At 33.4% G+C, this 22,468-nt stretch carries 13 protein-coding genes; 12 read left to right on the top strand and 1 reads right to left on the bottom strand.

The features are described from left to right. Positions 1 to 90 precede the first annotated feature (90 nt). Positions 91 to 1,974 (top strand): molecular chaperone DnaK, encoded by a 1,884-nt coding sequence (dnaK, locus tag ACIDC4_RS21820; protein WP_412044987.1) that lies wholly within the window; start codon positions 91 to 93, stop codon positions 1,972 to 1,974. Positions 1,975 to 2,050: 76 nt separating this feature from the next. Here dnaK and ACIDC4_RS21815 read toward each other — a convergent pair whose 3' ends face one another. Next, positions 2,051 to 2,701, bottom strand: a complete 651-nt coding sequence (locus ACIDC4_RS21815; protein ID WP_412044988.1) for a carboxypeptidase-like regulatory domain-containing protein — start codon at positions 2,699 to 2,701, stop codon at positions 2,051 to 2,053. 160 nt (positions 2,702 to 2,861) lie between these two features. On the opposite strand from ACIDC4_RS21815, the gene corA reads away from it, so the two are divergent. The 11 genes from corA to ACIDC4_RS21760 all read left to right on the top strand — a co-directional run bounded on the left by corA (position 2,862) and on the right by ACIDC4_RS21760 (position 22,378). Beyond that, positions 2,862 to 3,932: a magnesium/cobalt transporter CorA gene (gene corA / locus ACIDC4_RS21810; protein ID WP_412044989.1), complete on the top strand. Its 1,071-nt coding sequence runs from the start codon at positions 2,862 to 2,864 to the stop codon at positions 3,930 to 3,932. Between the two features lie 49 nt (positions 3,933 to 3,981). Continuing rightward, entirely contained in the window at positions 3,982 to 6,075 is a 2,094-nt protein-coding gene (gene pta / locus ACIDC4_RS21805; RefSeq protein ID WP_412044990.1) for a phosphate acetyltransferase, read from the top strand. A 173-nt stretch (positions 6,076 to 6,248) separates the two neighbouring features. Further along, entirely contained in the window at positions 6,249 to 7,433 is a 1,185-nt protein-coding gene (locus ACIDC4_RS21800) for an acetate/propionate family kinase (RefSeq protein ID WP_412044991.1), read from the top strand. Positions 7,434 to 7,533: 100 nt separating this feature from the next. After that, positions 7,534 to 10,278 carry a helix-turn-helix and ligand-binding sensor domain-containing protein gene (locus ACIDC4_RS21795; RefSeq protein ID WP_412044992.1) on the top strand — a complete coding sequence of 915 codons (2,745 nt, stop codon included), beginning with the start codon at positions 7,534 to 7,536 and terminating at the stop codon, positions 10,276 to 10,278. Positions 10,279 to 10,522: 244 nt separating this feature from the next. Further along, complete coding sequence (locus tag ACIDC4_RS21790) at positions 10,523 to 13,522, top strand: SusC/RagA family TonB-linked outer membrane protein (RefSeq protein ID WP_412044993.1); 3,000 nt, start codon at positions 10,523 to 10,525, stop codon at positions 13,520 to 13,522. A gap of 4 nt (positions 13,523 to 13,526) precedes the next feature. Further along, complete coding sequence (locus ACIDC4_RS21785; RefSeq protein ID WP_412044994.1) at positions 13,527 to 14,990, top strand: RagB/SusD family nutrient uptake outer membrane protein; 1,464 nt, start codon at positions 13,527 to 13,529, stop codon at positions 14,988 to 14,990. 69 nt (positions 14,991 to 15,059) lie between these two features. Further along, the gene (locus ACIDC4_RS21780) at positions 15,060 to 16,439 is read left to right on the top strand and encodes a glucoamylase family protein (protein WP_412044995.1); all 1,380 of its coding nucleotides are present in this window, start codon (positions 15,060 to 15,062) and stop codon (positions 16,437 to 16,439) included. Between the two features lie 8 nt (positions 16,440 to 16,447). After that, entirely contained in the window at positions 16,448 to 17,161 is a 714-nt protein-coding gene (locus tag ACIDC4_RS21775) for a carboxylesterase family protein (RefSeq protein WP_412044996.1), read from the top strand. Positions 17,162 to 17,171: 10 nt separating this feature from the next. After that, positions 17,172 to 19,472, top strand: a complete 2,301-nt coding sequence (gene bglX / locus ACIDC4_RS21770) for a beta-glucosidase BglX (protein WP_412044997.1) — start codon at positions 17,172 to 17,174, stop codon at positions 19,470 to 19,472. A gap of 127 nt (positions 19,473 to 19,599) precedes the next feature. Further along, complete coding sequence (locus ACIDC4_RS21765; protein WP_412044998.1) at positions 19,600 to 20,385, top strand: glycerophosphodiester phosphodiesterase family protein; 786 nt, start codon at positions 19,600 to 19,602, stop codon at positions 20,383 to 20,385. A 70-nt stretch (positions 20,386 to 20,455) separates the two neighbouring features. Then, positions 20,456 to 22,378, top strand: a complete 1,923-nt coding sequence (locus ACIDC4_RS21760; RefSeq protein ID WP_412044999.1) for a discoidin domain-containing protein — start codon at positions 20,456 to 20,458, stop codon at positions 22,376 to 22,378. Positions 22,379 to 22,468 lie beyond the last annotated feature (90 nt).

Genomic DNA, 22,468 nt, shown 5'->3' with positions numbered 1-22,468 from the left:
ACAATTTACTTTGGTTTTTTATATTGGCACAAAGATTGACTTATGCCACCTGAGTTATAAATTAGTATATCAAAATTAAATATATAAAAAATGGGTAAAATAATCGGAATTGACTTAGGTACGACGAACTCTTGTGTTTCTGTAATGGAAGGTAACGAAGCAGTTGTTATTCCTAACGCAGAAGGAAAAAGAACAACGCCATCTATCATCGCTTTTGTTGAAGGTGGAGAAATTAAAGTGGGTGATCCTGCAAAAAGACAAGCGGTAACGAATCCTACAAAAACGATTGCTTCTATTAAACGTTTTATGGGACACACTTTTGCTGAAACTCAGGAAGAGGCAAAAAGAGTTCCTTACAGTGTTGTAAAAGGTGACAACAATACGCCACGTGTGGATATTGACGGTCGTTTATACACTGCTCAGGAATTGTCAGCAATGACACTTCAAAAAATGAAAAAAACTGCTGAAGACTATTTAGGTCAAACTGTAACTGAAGCAGTTATTACTGTTCCTGCTTACTTTAACGATGCACAACGTCAAGCTACTAAAGAAGCTGGTGAAATTGCTGGTCTTAAAGTTATGCGTATCATCAATGAGCCAACTGCAGCTGCACTTGCTTACGGATTAGATAAAAAAGGAACTGATCAAAAAATTGCTGTTTACGATTTAGGTGGAGGTACTTTTGATATCTCTGTTCTTGAATTAGGAGATGGTGTTTTTGAAGTATTGTCTACAAATGGTGATACTCACTTAGGTGGTGATGATTTTGACCAGGTTATTATTGACTGGTTAGCTGACGATTTCAAATCTGAAGAAGGTATTGATTTACGTTTAGATCCAATGTCATTGCAACGTTTGAAAGAAGCTGCTGAGAAAGCTAAGATTGAATTATCATCTTCTGCTGAAACTGAAATCAACTTACCTTACGTAACTGCTACTGCTTCTGGACCAAAACACTTAGTGAAAAAATTATCAAGAGCTAAATTTGAGCAATTATCTGATACTTTAGTAAAACGTTCTATGGAGCCAGTTGCTAAAGCATTAAAAGATGCAGGTTTATCTACATCTGATATCGACGAAGTAATCCTTGTTGGAGGTTCTACTCGTATGCCAAGAATCGCTGACGAAGTTGAAAAATTCTTTGGTAAAAAAGCATCTAAAGGTGTTAACCCTGATGAGGTTGTTGCTATTGGAGCTGCTATTCAAGGTGGAGTTTTATCTGGAGATGTAAAAGATGTATTGTTACTTGACGTAACACCTCTTTCTTTAGGTATCGAAACTATGGGTGGTGTATTGACTAAATTAATCGAGTCTAACACAACTATTCCAACTAAAAAATCTCAAGTATTCTCTACTGCTGCTGATTCTCAACCATCTGTTGAAATCCATGTATTACAAGGAGAAAGAGCTATGGCTGCTGATAACAAAACTATCGGTCGTTTCCACTTAGATGGTATTCCACCAGCACCAAGAGGAGTTCCTCAAATCGAGGTTACTTTTGATATTGATGCGAATGGTATCATCAAAGTTTCTGCAACTGATAAAGGAACAGGAAAATCTCACGATATCCGTATCGAAGCTTCTTCTGGATTAACAGCTGAAGAAATCGAAAAAATGAAAAAAGATGCTGAAGCTAACGCTGATGCTGACAAAATAGCTAAAGAAAGAGCTGAGAAATTAAACGAAGCTGACAGCATGATTTTCCAAACAGAAAGTCAATTGAAAGAGTTAGGAAGCAAACTTGCTGACGACCACAAAGTTGCTGTAGAGTACGCTTTAACTGAATTGAGAATGGCTCACCAATCTCAAGACATTCCAGCTATTCAAACTGCTCTTGACAACATCAATGCAGCTTGGAAAACAGCTACAGAAGCTATGTATGCTCAAGGTGAACAAGGTCAACAAGCAGCTCCACAACAAGAGCAATCGCAAGGTGACAATGTTGAAGACGTTGAATTCGAAGAAGTAAAATAATTCTTCTTTAACAATAATGAAAACCGAGTCAGAAATGACTCGGTTTTTTTATGCCTTATAATTAATCAAATTGTAGCTAATAATCTTCTGTTTTTACTATTACAACGTCTCCTGTAATGAATTCATTTTTCATTTGTACTTTGATTTTATATTCATCTCCGAGTTTAAATTCGACAGTTATTAAACCTGGCGATTGAAATATTAAAATAGCTCCTTTTTTTGCGGTTATTGTAAATTCTCCGTCAAAATTAGTTTTGGTTTCAACTTTGGTTCGTTTTACTTTGACATTAACACCTTCTAATGGATAATTTTGAGAATCATACAATGTTCCTTTATAAGTTAAGAGCTCTTTTTTAGATTTTTCTTTAACTTTCTCTTTCTCTTTCAGTTGTTTGTTATCTGTTTGTTCTATTCTTGGTTTGCCCTGTGCTTTTGCAGTTTGATTTCCTAATCCCAGAAATGCAATTACTGATGCCGTAGCAATCATCCAGATCGATTTTTTTTCTTTAGGAAGAATTAAAGTCCTGTATAATTGAGATGCTCTAAATCGACCGCATAAATGCTCATTTTTATTATATTCCAAAAGAATTTCTCTGTCTGAAGCTTTTGTAAAGTCAATCACATTTTTTTGACAATTACTGCAGAATTTTCCTTTTTCGGTTGAAGTCATTTCCAGCCAATTTTCATGACAGGGTTCCGGAATAGAAATTTTTATTTTATGGATCATTTTTTTCCTTATTTTTTTAAAATGAAATTATAAAAACAAATTGATTTTCATAAAAGTAATTATTATTTTGAATAATCTTACTTTGTCTTTCTTCCAAAATGATAAATGTCATTTACTGTTCGAATTCTTTTTCGTAATATTACTATGTAAATATTTTTGCATGAGAAAGATCAAATACAAGAAAGGACGGAAGCTTCAACATATCACTTTAGAGTATACAGGAACACAAAAAGAACATGAAACTGAGATGCAGCTTTTTGTGTATGATAACGAAGATGTAATTGAATATGAGAAGTTTACCGTTTTGGCATTGAATACCTGTATTGATTATACAAAAAATAACTGGCTCAACATCCACGGATTAAATGACATTAATTTGCTAAAAACAATTGGTGCTCATTTTAAACTCGATGATTTTTTATTAGCAGATATTTTAAATACCACCAAAAGGACCAAGCTTGAAGAACAAAAAGATGTTTTGTTTTTTAATATAAAATCGCTTTTGCCATCTGAATATTCAGATAATATAAGTGTTGAGCAGATAAGTTTTATTTTGAAAGATGGAATTTTGATTTCGTTTCAGGAAAAAAGAAGTGATTTTTTTACCCATATCAGGGAACGTCTTCGCACACATGCAGGCATTGTAAGAACCAAAAAGGTAGATTATTTACTGTATTTGTTATTAGATGCCGTAATGGAGAATTTTTACATTACGATTGAAGACGAAGAGGATAAGATCGAGGAATTAATCAATCTGACTAAAAAAGGCGCAGATCCTATTATTCTGGAAAAGATTGAAAATCACCGTGATAATTTTAATTTTTTAAAACGTTCGATTATTCCGCTAAGGGATTCTTTGTACTATCTAAAAACAATTAAAGACGATGATACATACAACGGAATTGAAAAAGAAACTTTTAGTTTTTTCATCCGTTTGCATCAAAAAAGCTTAGAACTTTTAGAACAAATTGATTCGGATATGAGTTCACTAGAAAGTGCTTCTAATTTTTATTTTTCGGAACAAAGCCGAAAGATGAATGAAATAATGAAGACACTTACCATTATTTCGGCCGTATTTATCCCGCTTACTTTTATTGTTGGAGTCTACGGTATGAACTTTGAATACATGCCGGAACTGAAAGCAAAAAACGGCTATTTTATTGTGCTGGGGGCGATGGTTTTATTGGTAATAGCCCTGATTATCTATTTCAAAAAAAGACGCTGGTTTTAGCGTTTATTATATATAATTAAAAAATTTGTTAAGTTTCAAAATATGAATTATGAGTAAAGCAGTATATATAGCCACAAGTGACCACAATAGTGGAAAGTCGATTATCACGCTCGGTTTGATGAGTATTTTAATTGGTAAAACGGCAAAAGTGGGTTATTTTAGGCCAATTGTAGAGGATTTTGTAGATGGAGAACTGGACAACCATATTGAGACAGTTTTATCGTATTTTAATCTTGATATAAAGTTTGAAGATGCTTATGCAATAACCAAAAGCAAGCTGATCAAGAAAAAAAATAAAGGAAAAATAGGCGAGGTTCTCGATTTAATTATTGAAAAGTATAAGAAACTTGAAGAGCGCTTTGACTTCGTTTTGGTAGAAGGAACAAGCTTTACAGGTGAAGGAACTTCAATAGAATTAGACTTGAATGTTCTAATTGCCAAAAACCTTGGAATCCCAAGTATTATTATAGGATCCGGAGTTGGAAAGACATTAGAAGAATTAGTCGACAGCCTTTATTTGGTTTATGATTCTTTTAAAGTTAAAGAGGTTGAGGTTTTATCTGTAATTGCAAATAAAGTACAACTTGAAAATATAGAACTGGTTACGCAGGGACTTAAGAAAAGCTTACCAGAGAATGTTTTAATCAATACAATTCCGTTGATTTCAAGTTTGAATAATCCAACAATGCAGGAAATTGTCAATCAGCTTGATGCAAAAGTATTGTTTGGAAGTGCGTATTTAAACAACGAAATTGGGCATTTTAGCGTTGGTGCCATGCAATTGCACAATTACTTAGTTCATTTACATGAAAATGCCCTGGTGATTACGCCTGGAGACCGTTCAGATATTATTCTGGGAGCTTTACAAGCTAATGAATCGGCTAATTACCCAACTATTTCCGGAATTATTCTAACAGGAAATATTGTTCCTGAAGAAAGTATTTTGAAACTTATCGAAGGTCTTTCTGCCATCGTTCCTATTATTGCGGTTGATGGTGGTACTTATCATATTACAAATAAAATTGGGGCAATTAGATCAGAGATTTACGCCAACAATACACATAAAATTGAGACTTCGATAACTACTTTTGAAAAGTATGTTGAAGTTGAAACTTTGTCCGAAAGGTTAATCACTTTTATACCGGAAGGAATGACGCCAAAAATGTTCCAGTATAATATGGTAAAAAGAGCCAAACAACATCGTAAACATATTGTTTTGCCTGAAGGATATGATGACCGAATTATCATCGCCGCTTCAAGATTACTAGATATGGATGTAGTAGATATTTCGATTATTGGAGATAAAAAACATATTGAAAATAAGGTTGCCGAGTTAGGAATTCCATTTGATTTTTCAAAAGTAAACATCATCAACCCAAAAGAATCTGAGCTTTATGAAGATTATGCTAATACTTATTATGAGCTTAGAAAAGCAAAGAATGTAAGTATTACTATGGCAAGGGATTTAATGGAAGATGTATCTTATTTTGGTACCATGATGGTATACAAAGGTCATGCTGACGGAATGGTTTCCGGTGCTGCACACACAACACAACACACCATTTTACCAGCCTTACAATTCATTAAAACAAAACCAAATTCATCTGTAGTTTCATCTGTATTTTTCATGTGTTTAGAAGACAGGGTTTCTGTTTTTGGGGATTGTGCTATTAATCCAAACCCAACAGCCGAGCAATTGGCAGAGATTGCGATTTCATCTGCAGAGTCAAGCTCAGCTTTTGGAATAGAACCTAAAATTGCCATGCTTTCTTATTCATCTGGTTCATCAGGAAAAGGAGATGAGGTAGATAAAGTGCGAACTGCAACTGAAATTGTAAAACAAAAACGACCAGATCTTAAGATTGAAGGTCCAATTCAATACGATGCCGCGGTAGACCGTGCAGTAGGAAAAAGTAAAATGCCGGATTCTGAAGTAGCAGGCCAGGCCAGTGTACTTATTTTCCCTGATTTAAATACTGGAAACAATACTTATAAAGCAGTACAAAGAGAAACCGGAGCATTGGCTATTGGTCCAATGTTACAAGGTTTAAATAAGCCAGTAAACGATTTAAGCCGTGGTTGTACCGTAGATGATATTATAAACACGGTAGTAATTACAGCGATTCAGGCGCAGGGATTGTAATTGTAAGTTATGAGTTATGAGTTATAAGTTATAAGTTATGAACTCACAATTCAATAAAAAAATCCGTTTATATCCGCGTTTAAATTCACACTCTTTAAAAAAATAAAACGCTATGACTCTTAAGTGAAAAACTTAGAACCGTAGCAACTTAGAATCTTAGAACCTAGAAAAAAATGAAAATATTAATTATCAATTCAGGAAGTTCATCTATCAAATACCAATTAATGGTTATGCCAACAAACGAAGTAATTTGTTCCGGTATGATTGATAGAATTGGACTGGAAACTTCCAATATAACATTTAAAACTTCTTTACATTCATTAGAAGAATTACTTCCAATACCTAATCATAAAGTGGGATTGCAAAAAGTAGCCAATATGCTTTTAGATCCTGAAAAAGGAGTTATAAAATCTACTTCAGAAATTAGTGCAGTGGGGCATAGAGTAGTGCATGGAGGAAGTGATTTTAGTGATACTGTTAAAATTGATGAGAATGTAAAAGCTAAAATAAAACAGCTTTTTGAACTGGCACCATTACATAATCCTGCCAATTTAGAAGGAATTAATGTAGCTGAAGAAATATTTAGTTCAGCAGAGCAGATTGCTGTTTTTGATACCGCTTTTCATCAAACAATGCCTGAAGTAGCGTACAAGTATGCCATTCCAAATTATCTTTTAACAGAGAATAAGGTTAGGGTTTACGGTTTTCATGGAACGAGTCACAAATATGTGTCTGAAAAAGCAATTCACTTTTTAAAAGAAAACTCAAAAATCATCACAATTCATATTGGTAATGGCTGTAGTATGGCAGCAATTAGAGACGGAAAGTGTATTGATACAACAATGGGATTTTCACCTTCTAATGGCTTAATAATGGGTACAAGAAGCGGTGATATAGATCAGTCGATAGTTTTTTATATGATTAAAAATCTGGGATATTCTGCAGATGAAGTCAATTCGATTTTATTAAAACAAAGTGGAATGCTTGGTCTTACTGGATATAGCGATTTGCGTGATATCGAGTCAGAAGCTGCGAAAGGAAATAAAGATTGTCAGCTTGCTTTATTTATGAATGCATACCGCATTAGAAAATATATTGGTGCTTATACGGCAGCTTTAAATGGTTTGGATGCTATTATTTTTACTGCAGGAATAGGGGAGAACTCATCTTATATGCGCCAATTAGTTTGCACGGATATGGATTATTTTGGAATTGAAGTAGATGAGGAGAAAAATAAAATTCGTTCTAAAGAAATTAGAGAAATTAATACTTCAAATTCAAGAACAAAAGTTTTGGTTATACCAACTGATGAAGAATATGAAATTGCCAATCAGGTTTATCATTTACTTCAAAATTAAAAAACATCCTAAATTTTATAAAAGCTCCTTAATTAGGAGCTTTTTTTATGCTTTAAGATTAAAATATTTGTCAGTATCTTTGAAGATAAAACCGAATATTTTGAAATCGATACTTTTAAAACTTCTTTTCTTCTTTTTCATTGCTTCACAAATACAAGCACAAGAATTACTTCCTTTTGTAGAAAATTATAATAAATCAGACTATCAGGGCGACAATCAAATCTGGAATGTTGCTCAGGGAAAAGATGATGCTATGTATTTTGCTAATAATCACTATTTATTACGATACGATGGCGTGATGTGGGAAAAATATACTTTGCCTAATAAAACCATCATCCGTTCGATTATGATCGAAGGAGATAAAATATATTCCGGTTCTTATAAAGAATTTGGTTATTGGTATAGAAAAGAAGGCAAAATGCATTACGTTTCGATTACCAAAAATCTTCGTTTGTTTGATGAAAAAGACAATGAGGAAATCTGGAAAATTTTTAGATTTAACGGATCAATTTATTTTCAGTCTTTTAATGATGTTTTTATTTATAATGGAAAAAACATAGAGAAAATTAAATTTCCTTTTTTAATATCGTATTGTTTCGTAGTAGATAATGATGTTTATGTAGCCTCAGTAGAAAAAGGTCTTTTTAAAATGAATGGCGCAGAAATTACCAATCCTAAAGGGTGGGATGTTTTAAAAAAGACAGTAGTGCATGCTGTCGAAAAATACCAGAATAAGAATTATATTTTTACCCAGAAAAAAGGAATATTCGTCGTAGAAAAAGAGGGATTAAAACCTTGGAACAATCCTTTAAATGAAACTTTAAAAGCAGCTACGATTAATGTTGCTAAATTTATTAAAGGCAATAAATTAGTTATCGGAACAGGAAACAGAGGTCTTTTTATTTATGATTTTGCAACCAATACCTATAAAAATATAGATCGAAATAATGTCTTAATGAATAACTCTATTTTAAGCATTGGTTTTGATAAAGAAAATGATTTATGGCTGGGCTTAGATAACGGAATTGCCCATGTAGAAGTAAATTCTCCAATTTCCTTTTTTTATGATAATTCAGGTCTTTTGGGTTCTGTTTATTCTGTAGCAACAACCCATAAAGGATATTTGATTGCCTCCAACCATGGAGTTTTTGAATTTGATTCAGGTAAATTTCATATGATGCCTAATACACAAGGACAGGCTTGGAATATTACTAAAATTGATGATAAATACATTATCGGTCATAATGATGGTACATTTTGTTATAATAATGGTGGATTAGTAAAAACCAATAATGTTAGCGGTGGTTGGAATTTATCAAAAAGCATTATCAGCAATACCTATTTTCAGTCAACTTACAGCGGTGTTTTAGTCTATGATGATATCTCAAAATTAACTGAGACGAAAAAGATTGAAGATCTGTCGAAGCCCATAAAATATGTTGCCCAAAACAAAAAGAATGAAATTTGGGCTGCGGATAATTACCGAGGATTGTATCGTGTTTTATACGATGATAATTATAAGACCAAAAAAGTTGAAAATATTACCCAGCAAAGCAAAATAAATAATGACTTTGGTGTCAAGATTTTTGAGTTCAGAAATGAAATTCTTTTTCTAATTAATAATTCCTGGTATACTTACAATTCTATAACCAATAAACTGGAGGAAAATGAATTGTTTAATATTAACTTCAAAGATATAACAGATGTTGTTGCTATCGATGAAGATCATTTTATGGTGCTTCAAAACGGAATTTTATATCATATCCAGGCCACAGGAAATAAATTTGTCTGGAATATTATTCAGGAGAAATATTATAAAGGAAAATTGATCAATGATAATCTGAGAATTTTTAAAACAAATAACCATTATCTGCTGAATCTGGATGACGGATTTATTTCCCTTCAATTGAAATATGAAAACAGACAAAATTCAGATGTTAAAATAGAAGCATTTAATGATAATAATCTGGTTGCTGATGATTCAACCATTAAATACAATACAGAACTAAAGATAAACGTGATATCAGGTATTTATGGTGCCAGTAAACCTAATTTATTTTACAAGCTCAACGACAATAAAGATTTTGTCCAAATTTCTAATGGATTAATTGTACTAAATAATTTGAGCAGTGGCAATCATTCAATTATAGTTTACAAGCATAACGGTGCCAGTTATGAAAAAGTTTCAGATTTTGAATTTAATGTGGCTAAACCATGGTATTTCTCAATATGGATGGTGATGTTGTATATACTCATAATAGGGGCAGTATTATTTTTCTATTATAAATGGAATAAGCTTCGCTATATGCAGAAATTAAGATTGCAGGCTGAAGAACTAAAACATCAACGGGAAATTCTTGAAATGGAATTGAAAGCCGAGAATGAAATCAATATTCAGGAGTACGAAAAACATATTTTAGAACTCGAATTGCAAACAAAATCATCAGAAGTTGCTGGAAAATCGTTGTCTATAGCCAAACAAAGTGAAATGATTGAAAATATCCAAGGCATTCTCGATTCAGAAAAAGATTTTAATAAGCTGAAGAGTGAAATTAGAAAGGCGATTAAAATAAATGAAGTAAATAAACACGAATGGGAAATTTTTGAGACCAATCTGAATCAAATCCACAATGAATTTATTATAAATCTTTCTAAAAAGTTTCCAAATCTTACTCCAAAAGATATAAAATTGTGTGTTTACCTTAAAATGAATCTCTCCTCTAAAGAGATTGCACCTATGATGAATATCTCTTTTAGGGGCGTAGAACTACACCGATATCGCTTAAGAAAGAAATTAAATCTCTCTCAGGAAGAAAACCTGTCAAAATTTTTATTAAGTCTGTAAGATTCGCATTTAAAATTTAAGGATTTTATATTTTTAAGTATCATTTTTTATATAATTCCAATACATCATTACTACATCATAACGTTATGTTAATGAAATTAATTTAACATTTAAAGCATTAGTAATCATTAGTATATGATAATGTTTTAACATAATGATGTAGCTATGTAGTAGTGGTATATGATGTACTACAACGTTGTAATTGTTTAATTTGGCTCTACTAACTTAAATGATTACGAACTGTATGAAAAATTTTATTTTTAGCTTTTTAGCACTCTTGCTGCTTCCGGCTTATATGTCTGGACAAGCAATTAAAGGAAAAGTCGTAGACAGTAGCGGAATGGGAGTTCCAGGAGCAGTTATTGCTTCCTCTGATGCTAAAGCTACAACTGACGCAGATTTTGACGGAAACTTTACTATCAATGCAAAACCAGGAGATATATTAAAAGTCTCAATGTTGGGTTTTGATGCAGTTTCTGTACCGGCAACTGCCGCACCAATGACAATTACATTAAAAGAAGCTGAAGATACAGCTTTAAAAGAAGTTGTTGTTATTGGTTACGGAACCAGAAAGAAAATTGATAATACTTCAGCGGTAAGTTCAATTAAATCTGAAGAAATTACCAAAATGAAAGTAATGAATGCTTCTCAGGCTATTCAAGGTAAAGCTGCAGGTGTTCAGGTAGCAACTTCGGATGCGCCAGGAAGCACACCTTCAATTGTTATTAGGGGAGTTGGTACAGCGTTAGGGGGAAGAAATCCTCTTTATGTTGTTGACGGAATGCCTACAGACAATATTAATAACATTAATACTAATGACATTACATCTTACGAAATTTTGAAAGATGCCTCATCATTAGCTATTTATGGAACGAGGGGGGCAAATGGAGTAATTATGATTACTACAAAATCCGGAAAAGGAAAAATGAATGTTGAAATTGAAAGCTTTACAGGTTTCAGAACACCTTTAAAAAAGGTGAAAATGGCTAATGCCGATCAATACATTCAGTATAATAATGCTGCTTTTAGTGCTCAATATCCTGCTGGAAGATTTTCTCTAAATCAACCTTACAATACCAATTGGATGGATGAAATTACAAGAACAGGAACTTATTCTCAGAATAATATCTCTCTCTCAGGATCTTCAGAAAACATTAAATACTTTATGAGTATTGGTAATTATGAAGAAAAAGGTATTTTAAATGGTACTGATTATGGTCGTACAACTTTCAGAAGTAATAATGAATATAAAATTTCTGACAGACTTAAAGTAAGTCAAAATTTTAGTGTTACTTCTATTAAAAACACACCTAAACCTTTAAGTGCGTTTACTACTGCTTATAGACAATCTCCTCTTGTTCCGGTACGTTATGCTGATGGCAAATATGGCGTGCCATTTATTTCAAATGGAGTTGCGGCTGAAACTGGAGATGCATTTAATTCAGTGGGGAATGCTGTAGCTACTTTAGATTTAAATGATGAAGAGCAAAAAACTGTTGTTCTACAAGGTGGATTAAAGTTGGATTTTGATATTACTAAATCATTAAAATTTACCTCGCAGTTTAACGGAGAATACTTCACTTACAAACAGTATAATTTTGTTGATAATGTCGCTACATGGTTAGCTGCTGATCCAACCAGAAATGCCGTAGATTACGATAAAAGTTCTAATAAAAATACCTTAACAAGAAATACAGATGATTATTTCAATTGGAATTTATCAAACTATTTAACTTATAATAAAGTTTTTAGTGAAATTCATGATGTTGAACTTACAGTTGGTGTTGAAGCTAACGTAAGAGGTACAAGAAGTAAAACGACGGCAGATATTAAAAATGTAAATCCAAACAGTAATTTCTGGGCCTTAGATGGTTATCCATACGCGCAAAACGGAGGAGTAACTAATTATGCAGCTGTTAATGATAATGAGGAAAGATTAGCTTCTTATTTTGGACGTTTCCAATATAAGTTGATGGACAGATATTTACTTACAGGAACAGTTAGACGTGATGGTTCTTCTAATTATTCTGGTGATTATCGTTGGGGAACTTTTCCATCTGTTGGTTTAGGTTGGATTGTTACTAAAGAAAGTTTTTTATCTGATGTAAAAGGACTGAATCTATTAAAATTAAGAGGTTCATGGGGTAAATTAGGAAACCAAAGAGTACCTCTTAACAGAGCATATTTTACTTCTGGATTAAATTATAATGATGGTTCTGGTCAAAGTATTATTGCTCAAATTGACCCTAATTTAACTTGGGAAATCGTAGAAGAAGCTTCTGCAGGTTTAGATATTGAATTATTAGACAATAGATTAAAAGGAACTTTTGATGTTTATAACAAAAACACTACAAATGCGATCCTAAATTCTAGACCATATTCAACTTCTGGTATTACCGCAGTATCTCCAACACATGTTGGTGAAGTTTCAAATAAAGGTTATGAAATTTCATTACGTTGGGATGATAAAATTAATGATAATTTGAGTTATTGGGTAGGAGGTAATTTTTCTCATAATAAAAATGAGCTTACAAGTCTTAAAGATGTACGATTAGCTACAATTAATGGAGGTTCATTAGGTAATGGTGAAACTACTAAAATACTTGATAATACATCAGTAGGACAACCTCTTGGCAGTTTCTATATGTATGAATATGCAGGTATATTAAACGGAGAGATGTTGTATTACGACGCTAACGGTGATGCAGTTCCTCAGGGTGATTTAGATAAAACTCGTGATAGAAAATATGTAGGTTCAGTATTACCAACAGCCAATTATGGAGTTACTCTTGGTGTAACCTATAAAAATATTGATTTCTCTGTTGATGGTTACGGTACTGGTGGTGCAAAAGTTTATAATGGTAAAAAGGCACAACGTTTTTATGGAGAAAATGTAGAAGCCTCAGCTACAAAAGATTTCTGGACACAAGCTAACCCAACATCATCAAATCCTGCTCCGTTCAATTTGATTCCTGTCGCATCAACTTACTATTTAGAATCTGCAGATTTCTTTAGAATTAACAATATTACCTTAGGTTATAAATTACCAATTAGAGAAAATAGTTTTTTAAGTTACTGTAGGATTTATGTAAATGCGATGAACCCATTTATTACTCAGAAATTTTCAGGATTCTCTCCTGAGGTGTTAGGAGATGGAGAATTGGTTTCAGGAACTCAGGGAGTTGAGCTAGATGCTTACCCAGCATTAAAAACATTTATTATTGGGGCTAATTTAAAATTTTAATATTATGAAAAAAATATATATATCATTTTTTGTTCTTTCAGCATTATGTATGCCTGGATGTTCAAATGAGTTTTTAGATGTAGATCAAACTAAAAACGTACCAGGTGAGCCCAACCAAGTTAATAGCGATGATGGGGCAACGACAATGGTAGATGCAATTTACAATACATTTTTAGCTTGGGACATGTCTTCTTTTGCATGGAATGCCGTGACAAGTATCATTTCGGATGATGCAGATAAAGGTTCAGATCCAGGAGATACAGGTGTTGATAAAGCTGTAATAGATGCTTTAGAGTATAATGCTTCGACACCTTCATTTCAAAGTATTTGGGACTATAATTATGCTGGTATTAACAGAGCTAATCAGGCATTAGATATGTTGCCAAAATTAGATCAGGTAACACCTGCTTTAAAAACCAGATTAGAAGGCGAGGCTAAGTTTTTAAGAGCTTTTATGTATTTTACTTTGGTAAAAGGATATGGGGGAGTTCCTATTGTAGATCATATATCTCCTGTTCCAATATCTCAGGCAGATAAAGAAATGCAATTAACTCGTAGATCAGTTGCTGATGTGTACGCTTTTATTGAAAAAGATTTAAATGATGCAATCGAGGCGTTGCCTTTAAAGTCAGCTTATTCAGGTTCTGATGTAGCGAGAGTTTCGAAAGGATCTGCATATGCTTTATTGGCTAAAGTTAGTTTATATCAGAAAAAATGGCAAAGCGTAGTTGATAATTGTAATAAAGTAACTGGTTATTCTCTAGTTTCTGATTATTCTTTACAATTTAAAAAAGAAGGAGAGTTTGGTTCTGAGTCTATTTTTGAAATTAATGGAATAGGTTCGCCTACTGCTCCAGGATTCGGAATAGGAAATTATACAGCTTCTCAAGCACCTCGTGGTGCCGGAGGTTGGGGATGGGGTTTCAATACACCGACTCAAGGCTTAGCAGATGCATACGAAGCTGGTGATGTAAGAAAGAACGCTACAATCATTTTTAGAGGTACAACTTTATACGATGGAAGAGTAGTTGCATCAACAGTAAGTAATCCAATGTACAATTATAAAGCATATTCTTCGGCTTTTTATAATTTGGAATTTACAGATACAAACCTAAGATATTTGCGTTATGCAGAAGTTTTATTAATGAAAGCAGAAGCATTAAATGAATTAGGACAAACAAATGATGCTATCCCGTTATTAAACGAAGTAAGACTTAGAGCAAATCTTGGCAGTACTCCAGCAGTATCACAGACAGATGTAAGAACTGCAATTTGGAAAGAAAGAAGAGTAGAATTAGCTTTTGAACATGACAGATGGTTTGATATTGTGAGAACAGGTCAGGCTCCAGCAGCTATGGCAGCAGATGGAAAAACTTTTATTGTTGGAAAACATGAGTTATGGCCTATACCAACTTCATTTATAAGAGAAGCAGGTGGGCTTTCTCAACAAAATCCAGGTGGTTACTAATTAAATTTTAAATCACTTCCTTCATAAATTGAAGGAAGTGATTATTTATAAATTACATAATTTTTTATAATGGTTAGAATTTCAGTTTTATTATTAGTTTTTAGTCTTTTTGGTTGCGGATCCAATTCTGAGAAATCAAAAGAAAATGAAAAAGAGAATGCAGTTGCTGTAAAATTAACAGATGAAGAACTTCTATCAACAGTTCAAAAACAAACGTTTAAATATTTTTGGGATTACGCGGAGCCAAATTCCGGATTAGCAAGAGAACGTTATCATCCAGATGGAGTTTATCCTGAAAATGATGCTAACATCGTAACAACAGGAGGTTCAGGTTTCGGATTAATGGCTTTAGTTTCAGGTATGTCTCAAGGTTATATTACCAAAGAGCAAGGAGTTGAACGACTAAACAAAATTGCAGACTTTTTAGGCAAAGCAGATCGTTTTCACGGAGCATGGTCACACTGGATTGACGGAAATACAGGAAAAGTAAAGCCTTTTGGAACCAAGGATAATGGTGGAGATTTAGTCGAAACTTCATTTTTGGTTGCGGGAATGATTACAGTTCGTGAATATCTTAAAGATGGTTCTGAGAACGAAAAAGCTGTTGCTCAAAAATATGATGCACTTTGGAAAGGTGTTGACTGGCAATGGTACACCAATAATAAAAATGTATTATACTGGCACTGGTCGCCTTCTTATGCGTGGCAAATGAATTTTCCTTTAGAAGGGTATAATGAGTGTTTGATAACTTATGTTTTGGCAGCATCTTCGCCAACACATTCAATTGATGCAAAAGCATATCATGAAGGATGGGCGAGAAGTGGCGGAATTGTTTCTTCTAAAACAAAATATAATATTCCATTAATCTTAAAACATAATGGAGCTGAAGAGTATGGTGGACCATTATTCTGGGCACATTATTCTTATGTTGGTTTAGATCCAAATCAATTGACTGATAAATATGCAAATTATTGGGATTTGAATGTGAACCAAACAAAAATAGATTATGAATATTGTGTTGAAAATCCAAAGAAATTTGAAGGTTACGGACCAGATTATTGGGGATTATCAGCATCTTATTCAAGAAATCCTGACGGATCAATCGGGTATAATGCACATTTCCCAACAAATGATGTAGGAGTTATATCACCAACAGCGGCAATAAGCTCAATTGTATATACGCCAAAAGAATCTATGGCACTTATAAGAAATCTTTATGACAATCATAAAGATAAAACTTGGGGAGAAGCTGGTTTTTATGATGCTTTGAGTTTACAAAATGATAATTGGGTTGCAAAACGTTATTTAGCAATTGATCAGGGACCAGAAGTAGTAATGATTGAAAATTACCGTACTGGATTGTTATGGAAATTATTCATGAATGCACCAGAAGTAAAACAAGGCTTAGTTAAACTTGGTTTCAAATCCGGGAAATACGGAATTCAATAGCATTTCGAATGAAATTTAAAATAGCATTAGTAGCGATATTATTTTCTGTAATGGGTTTTGCGCAAAGCGAAACAACCGGAAAAATAAAAACAGTACAAGTAACCAAATATGAATTGGGTTACGCATTACACAAACCGGCCAATACAAAAGATAAAAAACCATTAATAGTTTTTATTTCGGGTGATGGAGAAAAAGGAACAGACATTGAAAAAGTAAAAATTAATGGACCTTTAAAGTATCTGAAAACACATCAATTAGATGCTTATGTTTTAGCTCCTCAATGCAAAGAAGATGAAAATTGGAATATTGAATCGATTAATGAATTGATTTTAAAAATTCAAAAAGAGAACAAAATAGATCCTGACAGAATATATATTACTGGTTTAAGTTCCGGAGGTTGGGCAGCATGGAATTTAGCATTGTCATATCCGGATAAGTTTGCGGCAATTGTACCTATTTCAGGTTTTGTTGATTTGATTGAATTAGAAAGTGCTTGTAAAATTGCGAATATCCCAACCAGAATTTTTCACGGATTATTGGATGATGTAGTAAAGGTAGATTATGCGATCACCATTTACAAAGAATTAAAAAAGTGCAATGCCAAAGATGTACAATTAACCATTTTTGATGATGCAGGCCACGATAGCTGGTCGAGAGTTTATGACAATCAGGAAATTTATGACTGGATGTTTAAACAAATGAAAATGAATACGAACAAATAAATATAATAGAATGAAAAACAAATTAGTCTTACTATTTTTAGGATGTGCTGTTTTGGGTTATGCCCAGAAAAAGAATACTAAAAATACAGTAAAAATTAAACCAAGGTCAGAGTTTGTAGCTGAATTAATGTCGAAAATGACATTAGATGAAAAATTAGGTCAGCTTAATTTACCAACTTCTGGAGATATTACTACAGGACAAGCAAACAGTTCTGACGTGGCTACAAAAATTGCTGAAGGTAAAGTTGGAGGTTTATTCAATATTAAATCTGTTCAAAAAATTAGAGAAGTTCAAAAAATTGCTGTTGAAAAAAGCCGTTTAAAAATTCCATTGATTTTTGGAATGGATGTTATTCACGGTTACGAAACAACATTCCCAATTCCGTTAGGATTATCTTGTACATGGGATATGGGATTGATCGAAAGAAGTGCTCAGATTGCAGCTCAGGAAGCAAGTGCCGATGGTATCAACTGGACATTCTCTCCTATGGTTGATGTTTCTCGTGATCCACGTTGGGGAAGAGTTTCTGAAGGTTCTGGTGAAGACCCGTACTTAGGAAGCCGAATTGCAACTGCAATGGTAAACGGATACCAACAACACGATCTTTCAAAAAATAATTCTATCATGGCGTGTGTAAAACACTTCGCTTTATATGGTGCTCCTGAAGGTGGTCGTGATTATAACACAGTTGATATGAGTCATATCAGAATGTTTAATGATTATTTCCCTCCTTACAAAGCAGCTGTTGATGCCGGAGTAGGATCTGTTATGGCTTCTTTTAACGAAGTTGATGGAATTCCTGCAACTGGAAACAAATGGTTAATGACTGATGTTTTAAGAAAACAATGGGGTTTTAAAGGTTTCGTAGTAACTGATTTTACAGGAATTCCTGAAATGATCGAACACGGTATGGGAGATTTACAAGCAGTATCTGCTCAGTCTTTGAATGCAGGTGTTGAAATGGATATGGTTGGAGAAGGTTTCTTAGGAACTTTGGAAAAGTCATTAGAGGAGAAAAAAGTAACGATCGAAACCATTGATAATGCTGTTAAACTTATTTTGGAAGCTAAATATGATTTAGGATTGTTCCAGGATCCGTACAAATACTGTGATGCCAACAGAGCAAAAACTGAAATCTTTACTGCAAGCAGCAGAAAAGAAGCAAGATCAATTTCTGCACAATCATTGGTTTTACTAAAAAATCAAGGTCAGGTATTGCCACTTAAAAAATCTGGAACTATTGCTTTGATCGGGCCATTGGCTGATGCTAAAGAGAATATGCCAGGAACATGGAGTGTGGCTACAAAAATGGAAAATGCTATTTCATTATTAGCAGGAATCAAAGAAGTAGCAGGACCTTCTACAAAAGTATTATATGCAAAAGGAAGTAATTTAGATTACGATGAAACTTTTGAAACTAATGCTACAATGTTTGGTAAAACGTTACACCGTGATGGTCGCTCAAAAGAAGAATTATTAGCCGAAGCTTTAAAAGTAGCGAATCAATCTGATGTGATTGTTGCAGCTCTTGGAGAATCTGCAGAATTAAGTGGAGAATCTAGCAGCCGTACAAATTTAGAAATTCCACAAGCTCAAAAAGATTTATTAAATGCATTATTAAAAACAGGAAAACCAGTTGTTTTAGTTTTATTCGACGGACGTCCGTTAGTTATTAAAGAAGAAAACGAAACTGTTCCTGCAATTTTGAATGTTTGGTTTGCAGGTAGTGAAGCAGGTTATGCTATTGCTGATGTATTGTTTGGAGATGTAAATCCTTCTGGAAAATTAACTTCAACTTTCCCTAGAAGCGTTGGTCAATTGCCAATTTACTATGCACACAAGAATACAGGAAGACCACTTTCTAACACAGAAGGTAAATTTGAAAAATTCAGATCTAATTATATCGACGAAAGAAACGAGCCATTGTTTCCATTTGGTTTTGGTTTAAGTTATACATCTTTTGAGTATTCAAACCTGAAAATTTCATCTGATAAAATGAACGCTGCAGGAAAATTGAAAGTAACTGTAGATGTTGCAAATACCGGAAAATATGATGGAAAAGAAACAGTTCAGTTGTATATCAGAGATTTAGTTGGTTCAGTAACAAGACCAGTTAGAGAACTGAAAAATTTCCAAAAAATTACACTTAAAAAAGGTGAAAAACAAACCGTGACTTTTGATATCACAGTTGAAGATTTAAAATTTTATAATTCTGATTTACAATTTGTAGCAGAACCTGGACAGTTTGATGTTTTCGTTGGTGGAAATTCAAATGCCGATAAGAAAGTTAGTTTTGAGTTAACTAAATAGTTGGTTTATTTATTATTGATTGGCCCTTCGTTGTTAGTTCGGAGGGCTTTTTTTTAGCTTTCAAACTCTATTTTGTAAGTAAATTCGATGGTTAAAATTAAAAAATACAAATCTTAATTTCTATACAATGAATACAAATAAAACATTTTACGCATTTCTTATAATGCTGATCATAGTTGGTTTCTCTTCTTGTAATGCACAGAAAAATGCTATCGTAGCACATCGCGGAGCATGGAAAAAAAATAACTTACCTGAAAATTCTATCGCATCCCTAAGGCATGCGATCGACTTAAAACTTCCGGGTTCAGAATTTGACGTTTGGAGAACCGCAGATGATTCATTAGTAATCAATCACGATGCGCATTATAATAAATTGCTTATCGAAGAAACAAATTATGCTGACTTAATCAAGTTTAAACTTTCTAACGGAGAAAAGCTTCCAACTCTGCACGAATATATTGTTGAAGGAAAAAGGAATAATAAATATACTCTTTTGGTATGCGAAATAAAACCTTCGGAAATAAGCAAAGAAAGAGGAAAAGAAACGGCGCTAAAAACGGTTGAAATGATCAAAAAACTAAAGGCAGATAAAAATACCTGTTACATTAGTTTTGATTACGAAATCCTAAAAGAAATTAGAAAGGTAGATCAAAAAACAGTTTTGCAATATTTGGAAGGAAATAAATCTCCAAAAGAAGTAAAAGCAGACCATATAAATGGTGTCGATTATCATTATTCATTCTTTAAAAAACATCCCGAATGGATTAAAGAAGCAAAAGAGAATAATATTATTCTAAACGCCTGGACAGTTAATGAAGCTGCTGATATGGATTGGATCATTCAAAACAAGTTTGATTATATCACGACCAATGAACCTGAATTATTGAAAGAAAGAATAAAGAATAAAAAATAAAGAGTTATAAGTTAAGGTTTAAGAGTAACTCATAACCTTAACTTATAACGAATAACTAAAAATAAAAGAAATGTATAAACTATCGTCTATATCGCTTTTGATGCTTTTGATAGGATTTAATATCAATATCTCGGCACAAAAATCCAGTATCCCTGGAAAAACTGAATGGTTTGATCCTAATAAACCTGCATCAACCTATTGTAACCCAATTAATATTGGGTACAACTATACTACCTATAATCATAATAGAATCCCGGAATCCCGTCGTTCAAGCGCAGATCCCGTAATTATTACCTATAAAAATGAATATTACTTATTTGCGACCAATCAGGCAGGTTTCTTTTGGAGTAAAGATATGTCAGACTGGAATTTCGTTTACGGAAGTTTTCAAAGAGAACCAGGTGACGATGATCAATGTGCTCCTGCTGCATGGGTTGTAAATGATACATTATTTTATGTAGGATCAACCTGGAAAAAAGATCATCCAATCTGGAAAACTGCCGATCCTAAATCAGGAAGATGGTTACGACATGTAGATAAAGCAATGTTACCAACCTGGGATCCTGCCATTTTTCAGGATGATGATAAAAAAGTGTATATGTACTACGGTTCAAGCGGAAAATTGCCTCTAGTAGGTACCGAAGTAGATTATAAAACATGGTTGCCGGTAGGAAATCAGGCAGATTATGCAAAACTTTACGCTGCAACTGAAGTAGAAGACATTCAACGACCATACGGACAAATTAAAGAAGTAGTAGGTCTTGATCCTAAAAATCATGGTTGGGAACGTTTTGGACCTAATAACGATATGGAACCTGCACCTTGGGGTGATTTTATAGAAGGTGCCTGGATGACCAAACACAACGGAAAATACTATATGCAATATGGCGCTCCGGCTACTGAATTTAAAGGATATGCAAACGGAGTTCATGTTGGTAATAGTCCTTTAGGGCCTTTTGAGTATCAAAAACACAATCCGATGTCGTATAAACCGGGCGGATTTGTAATTGGAGCAGGACACGGAAATACTTTTGCTGATAATTACGGTAATTACTGGAACACCGGAACTTGTAAAATTTCGATAAAAGATCGTTTTGAGCGTCGTATCGATATGTTCCCGGCAGGTTTTGACAAAGATGATGTCATGTATTCTATCACTTCTTACGGCGATTTCCCAATTGTATTGCCAACACAAGAACGTGATCAGACAAAAGGTGCTTCATCAGGATGGATGTTACTTTCGTATAAAAAACCGGTAACTGTTTCTTCTTCTGAAGAATGTATGGAAGTAGAAACTCATAGAGTAGATAATGGCGGTAAAAAAGTATACGAGAAATTCTGTTATGGTGCCGAAAACTTAACTGATGAAAATATTCAAAGTTATTGGTCTGCTAAAACAGCTGATCCGGGAGAATGGCTTCAAATGGATTTAGGACGACCAATGGAAATTAAGGCATTGCAGATTAATTACGCAGACCATAAAGCGACTCAGTTTAATAAAGCAATGGATATTTATTATCAATATAAAATATACATGTCAGATGATGCTAAAAACTGGACTTTGGTAGTCGATAAATCCAAAAATGATAAAGATGTTCCTCATGATTATGTAGAGTTGACAAAATCGATAAAAGCACGTTACATCAAAATGGAAAACATTCACAATGCATCAGGATTGTTTGCGATCTCAGATTTCAGAGTATTCGGAAATGGATTATTAGAAAAACCAAAAGCAGTTAACTCGTTTAAAGTCGATCGAAATAAAACTGATTCAAGAAATGCTATGATCTCATGGAAAAAGCAAGCGGATGCTATTGGATACAATATCTATTACGGAATTTCGCCTGATAAACTATACAACAGTATAATGGTGTACGGCGATAATTCGTATGATTTTAGAGGTTTAGACAAAGGAACAAAGTATTACTTTACAATCGAAGCTTTTAATGAGAACGGAATTGGAACAAAAAATAAGATTATAGAAGTAAAATAGTTTTATTTTATTAATACCATAAAAACTCTAATTATAAACTAAAAGGTTTGTAATTAGAGTTTTTTTTATGGGAATAGTTCAGGAGAAACT

Source organism: Flavobacterium sp. C3NV, assembly GCF_046825355.2.
In the GTDB taxonomy this organism is placed as follows: domain Bacteria; phylum Bacteroidota; class Bacteroidia; order Flavobacteriales; family Flavobacteriaceae; genus Flavobacterium.
Note: the sequence above shows the minus strand (reverse complement) of the source record. Positions and strands in the feature narration are given on the sequence as shown.

Bases quoted from the DNA above. Each gene is read 5' to 3' on its own strand.
- dnaK (WP_412044987.1), top strand. From the start codon at position 91: ATGGGTAAAATAATCGGAATTGACTTAGGTACGACGAACTCTTGTGTT.
- ACIDC4_RS21815 (WP_412044988.1), bottom strand. From the start codon at position 2,701: ATGATCCATAAAATAAAAATTTCTATTCCGGAACCCTGTCATGAAAAT.
- corA (WP_412044989.1), top strand. From the start codon at position 2,862: ATGAGAAAGATCAAATACAAGAAAGGACGGAAGCTTCAACATATCACT.
- pta (WP_412044990.1), top strand. From the start codon at position 3,982: ATGAGTAAAGCAGTATATATAGCCACAAGTGACCACAATAGTGGAAAG.
- ACIDC4_RS21800 (WP_412044991.1), top strand. From the start codon at position 6,249: ATGAAAATATTAATTATCAATTCAGGAAGTTCATCTATCAAATACCAA.
- ACIDC4_RS21790 (WP_412044993.1), top strand. From the start codon at position 10,523: ATGAAAAATTTTATTTTTAGCTTTTTAGCACTCTTGCTGCTTCCGGCT.
- ACIDC4_RS21785 (WP_412044994.1), top strand. From the start codon at position 13,527: ATGAAAAAAATATATATATCATTTTTTGTTCTTTCAGCATTATGTATG.
- ACIDC4_RS21780 (WP_412044995.1), top strand. From the start codon at position 15,060: ATGGTTAGAATTTCAGTTTTATTATTAGTTTTTAGTCTTTTTGGTTGC.
- ACIDC4_RS21775 (WP_412044996.1), top strand. From the start codon at position 16,448: ATGAAATTTAAAATAGCATTAGTAGCGATATTATTTTCTGTAATGGGT.
- bglX (WP_412044997.1), top strand. From the start codon at position 17,172: ATGAAAAACAAATTAGTCTTACTATTTTTAGGATGTGCTGTTTTGGGT.
- ACIDC4_RS21765 (WP_412044998.1), top strand. From the start codon at position 19,600: ATGAATACAAATAAAACATTTTACGCATTTCTTATAATGCTGATCATA.
- ACIDC4_RS21760 (WP_412044999.1), top strand. From the start codon at position 20,456: ATGTATAAACTATCGTCTATATCGCTTTTGATGCTTTTGATAGGATTT.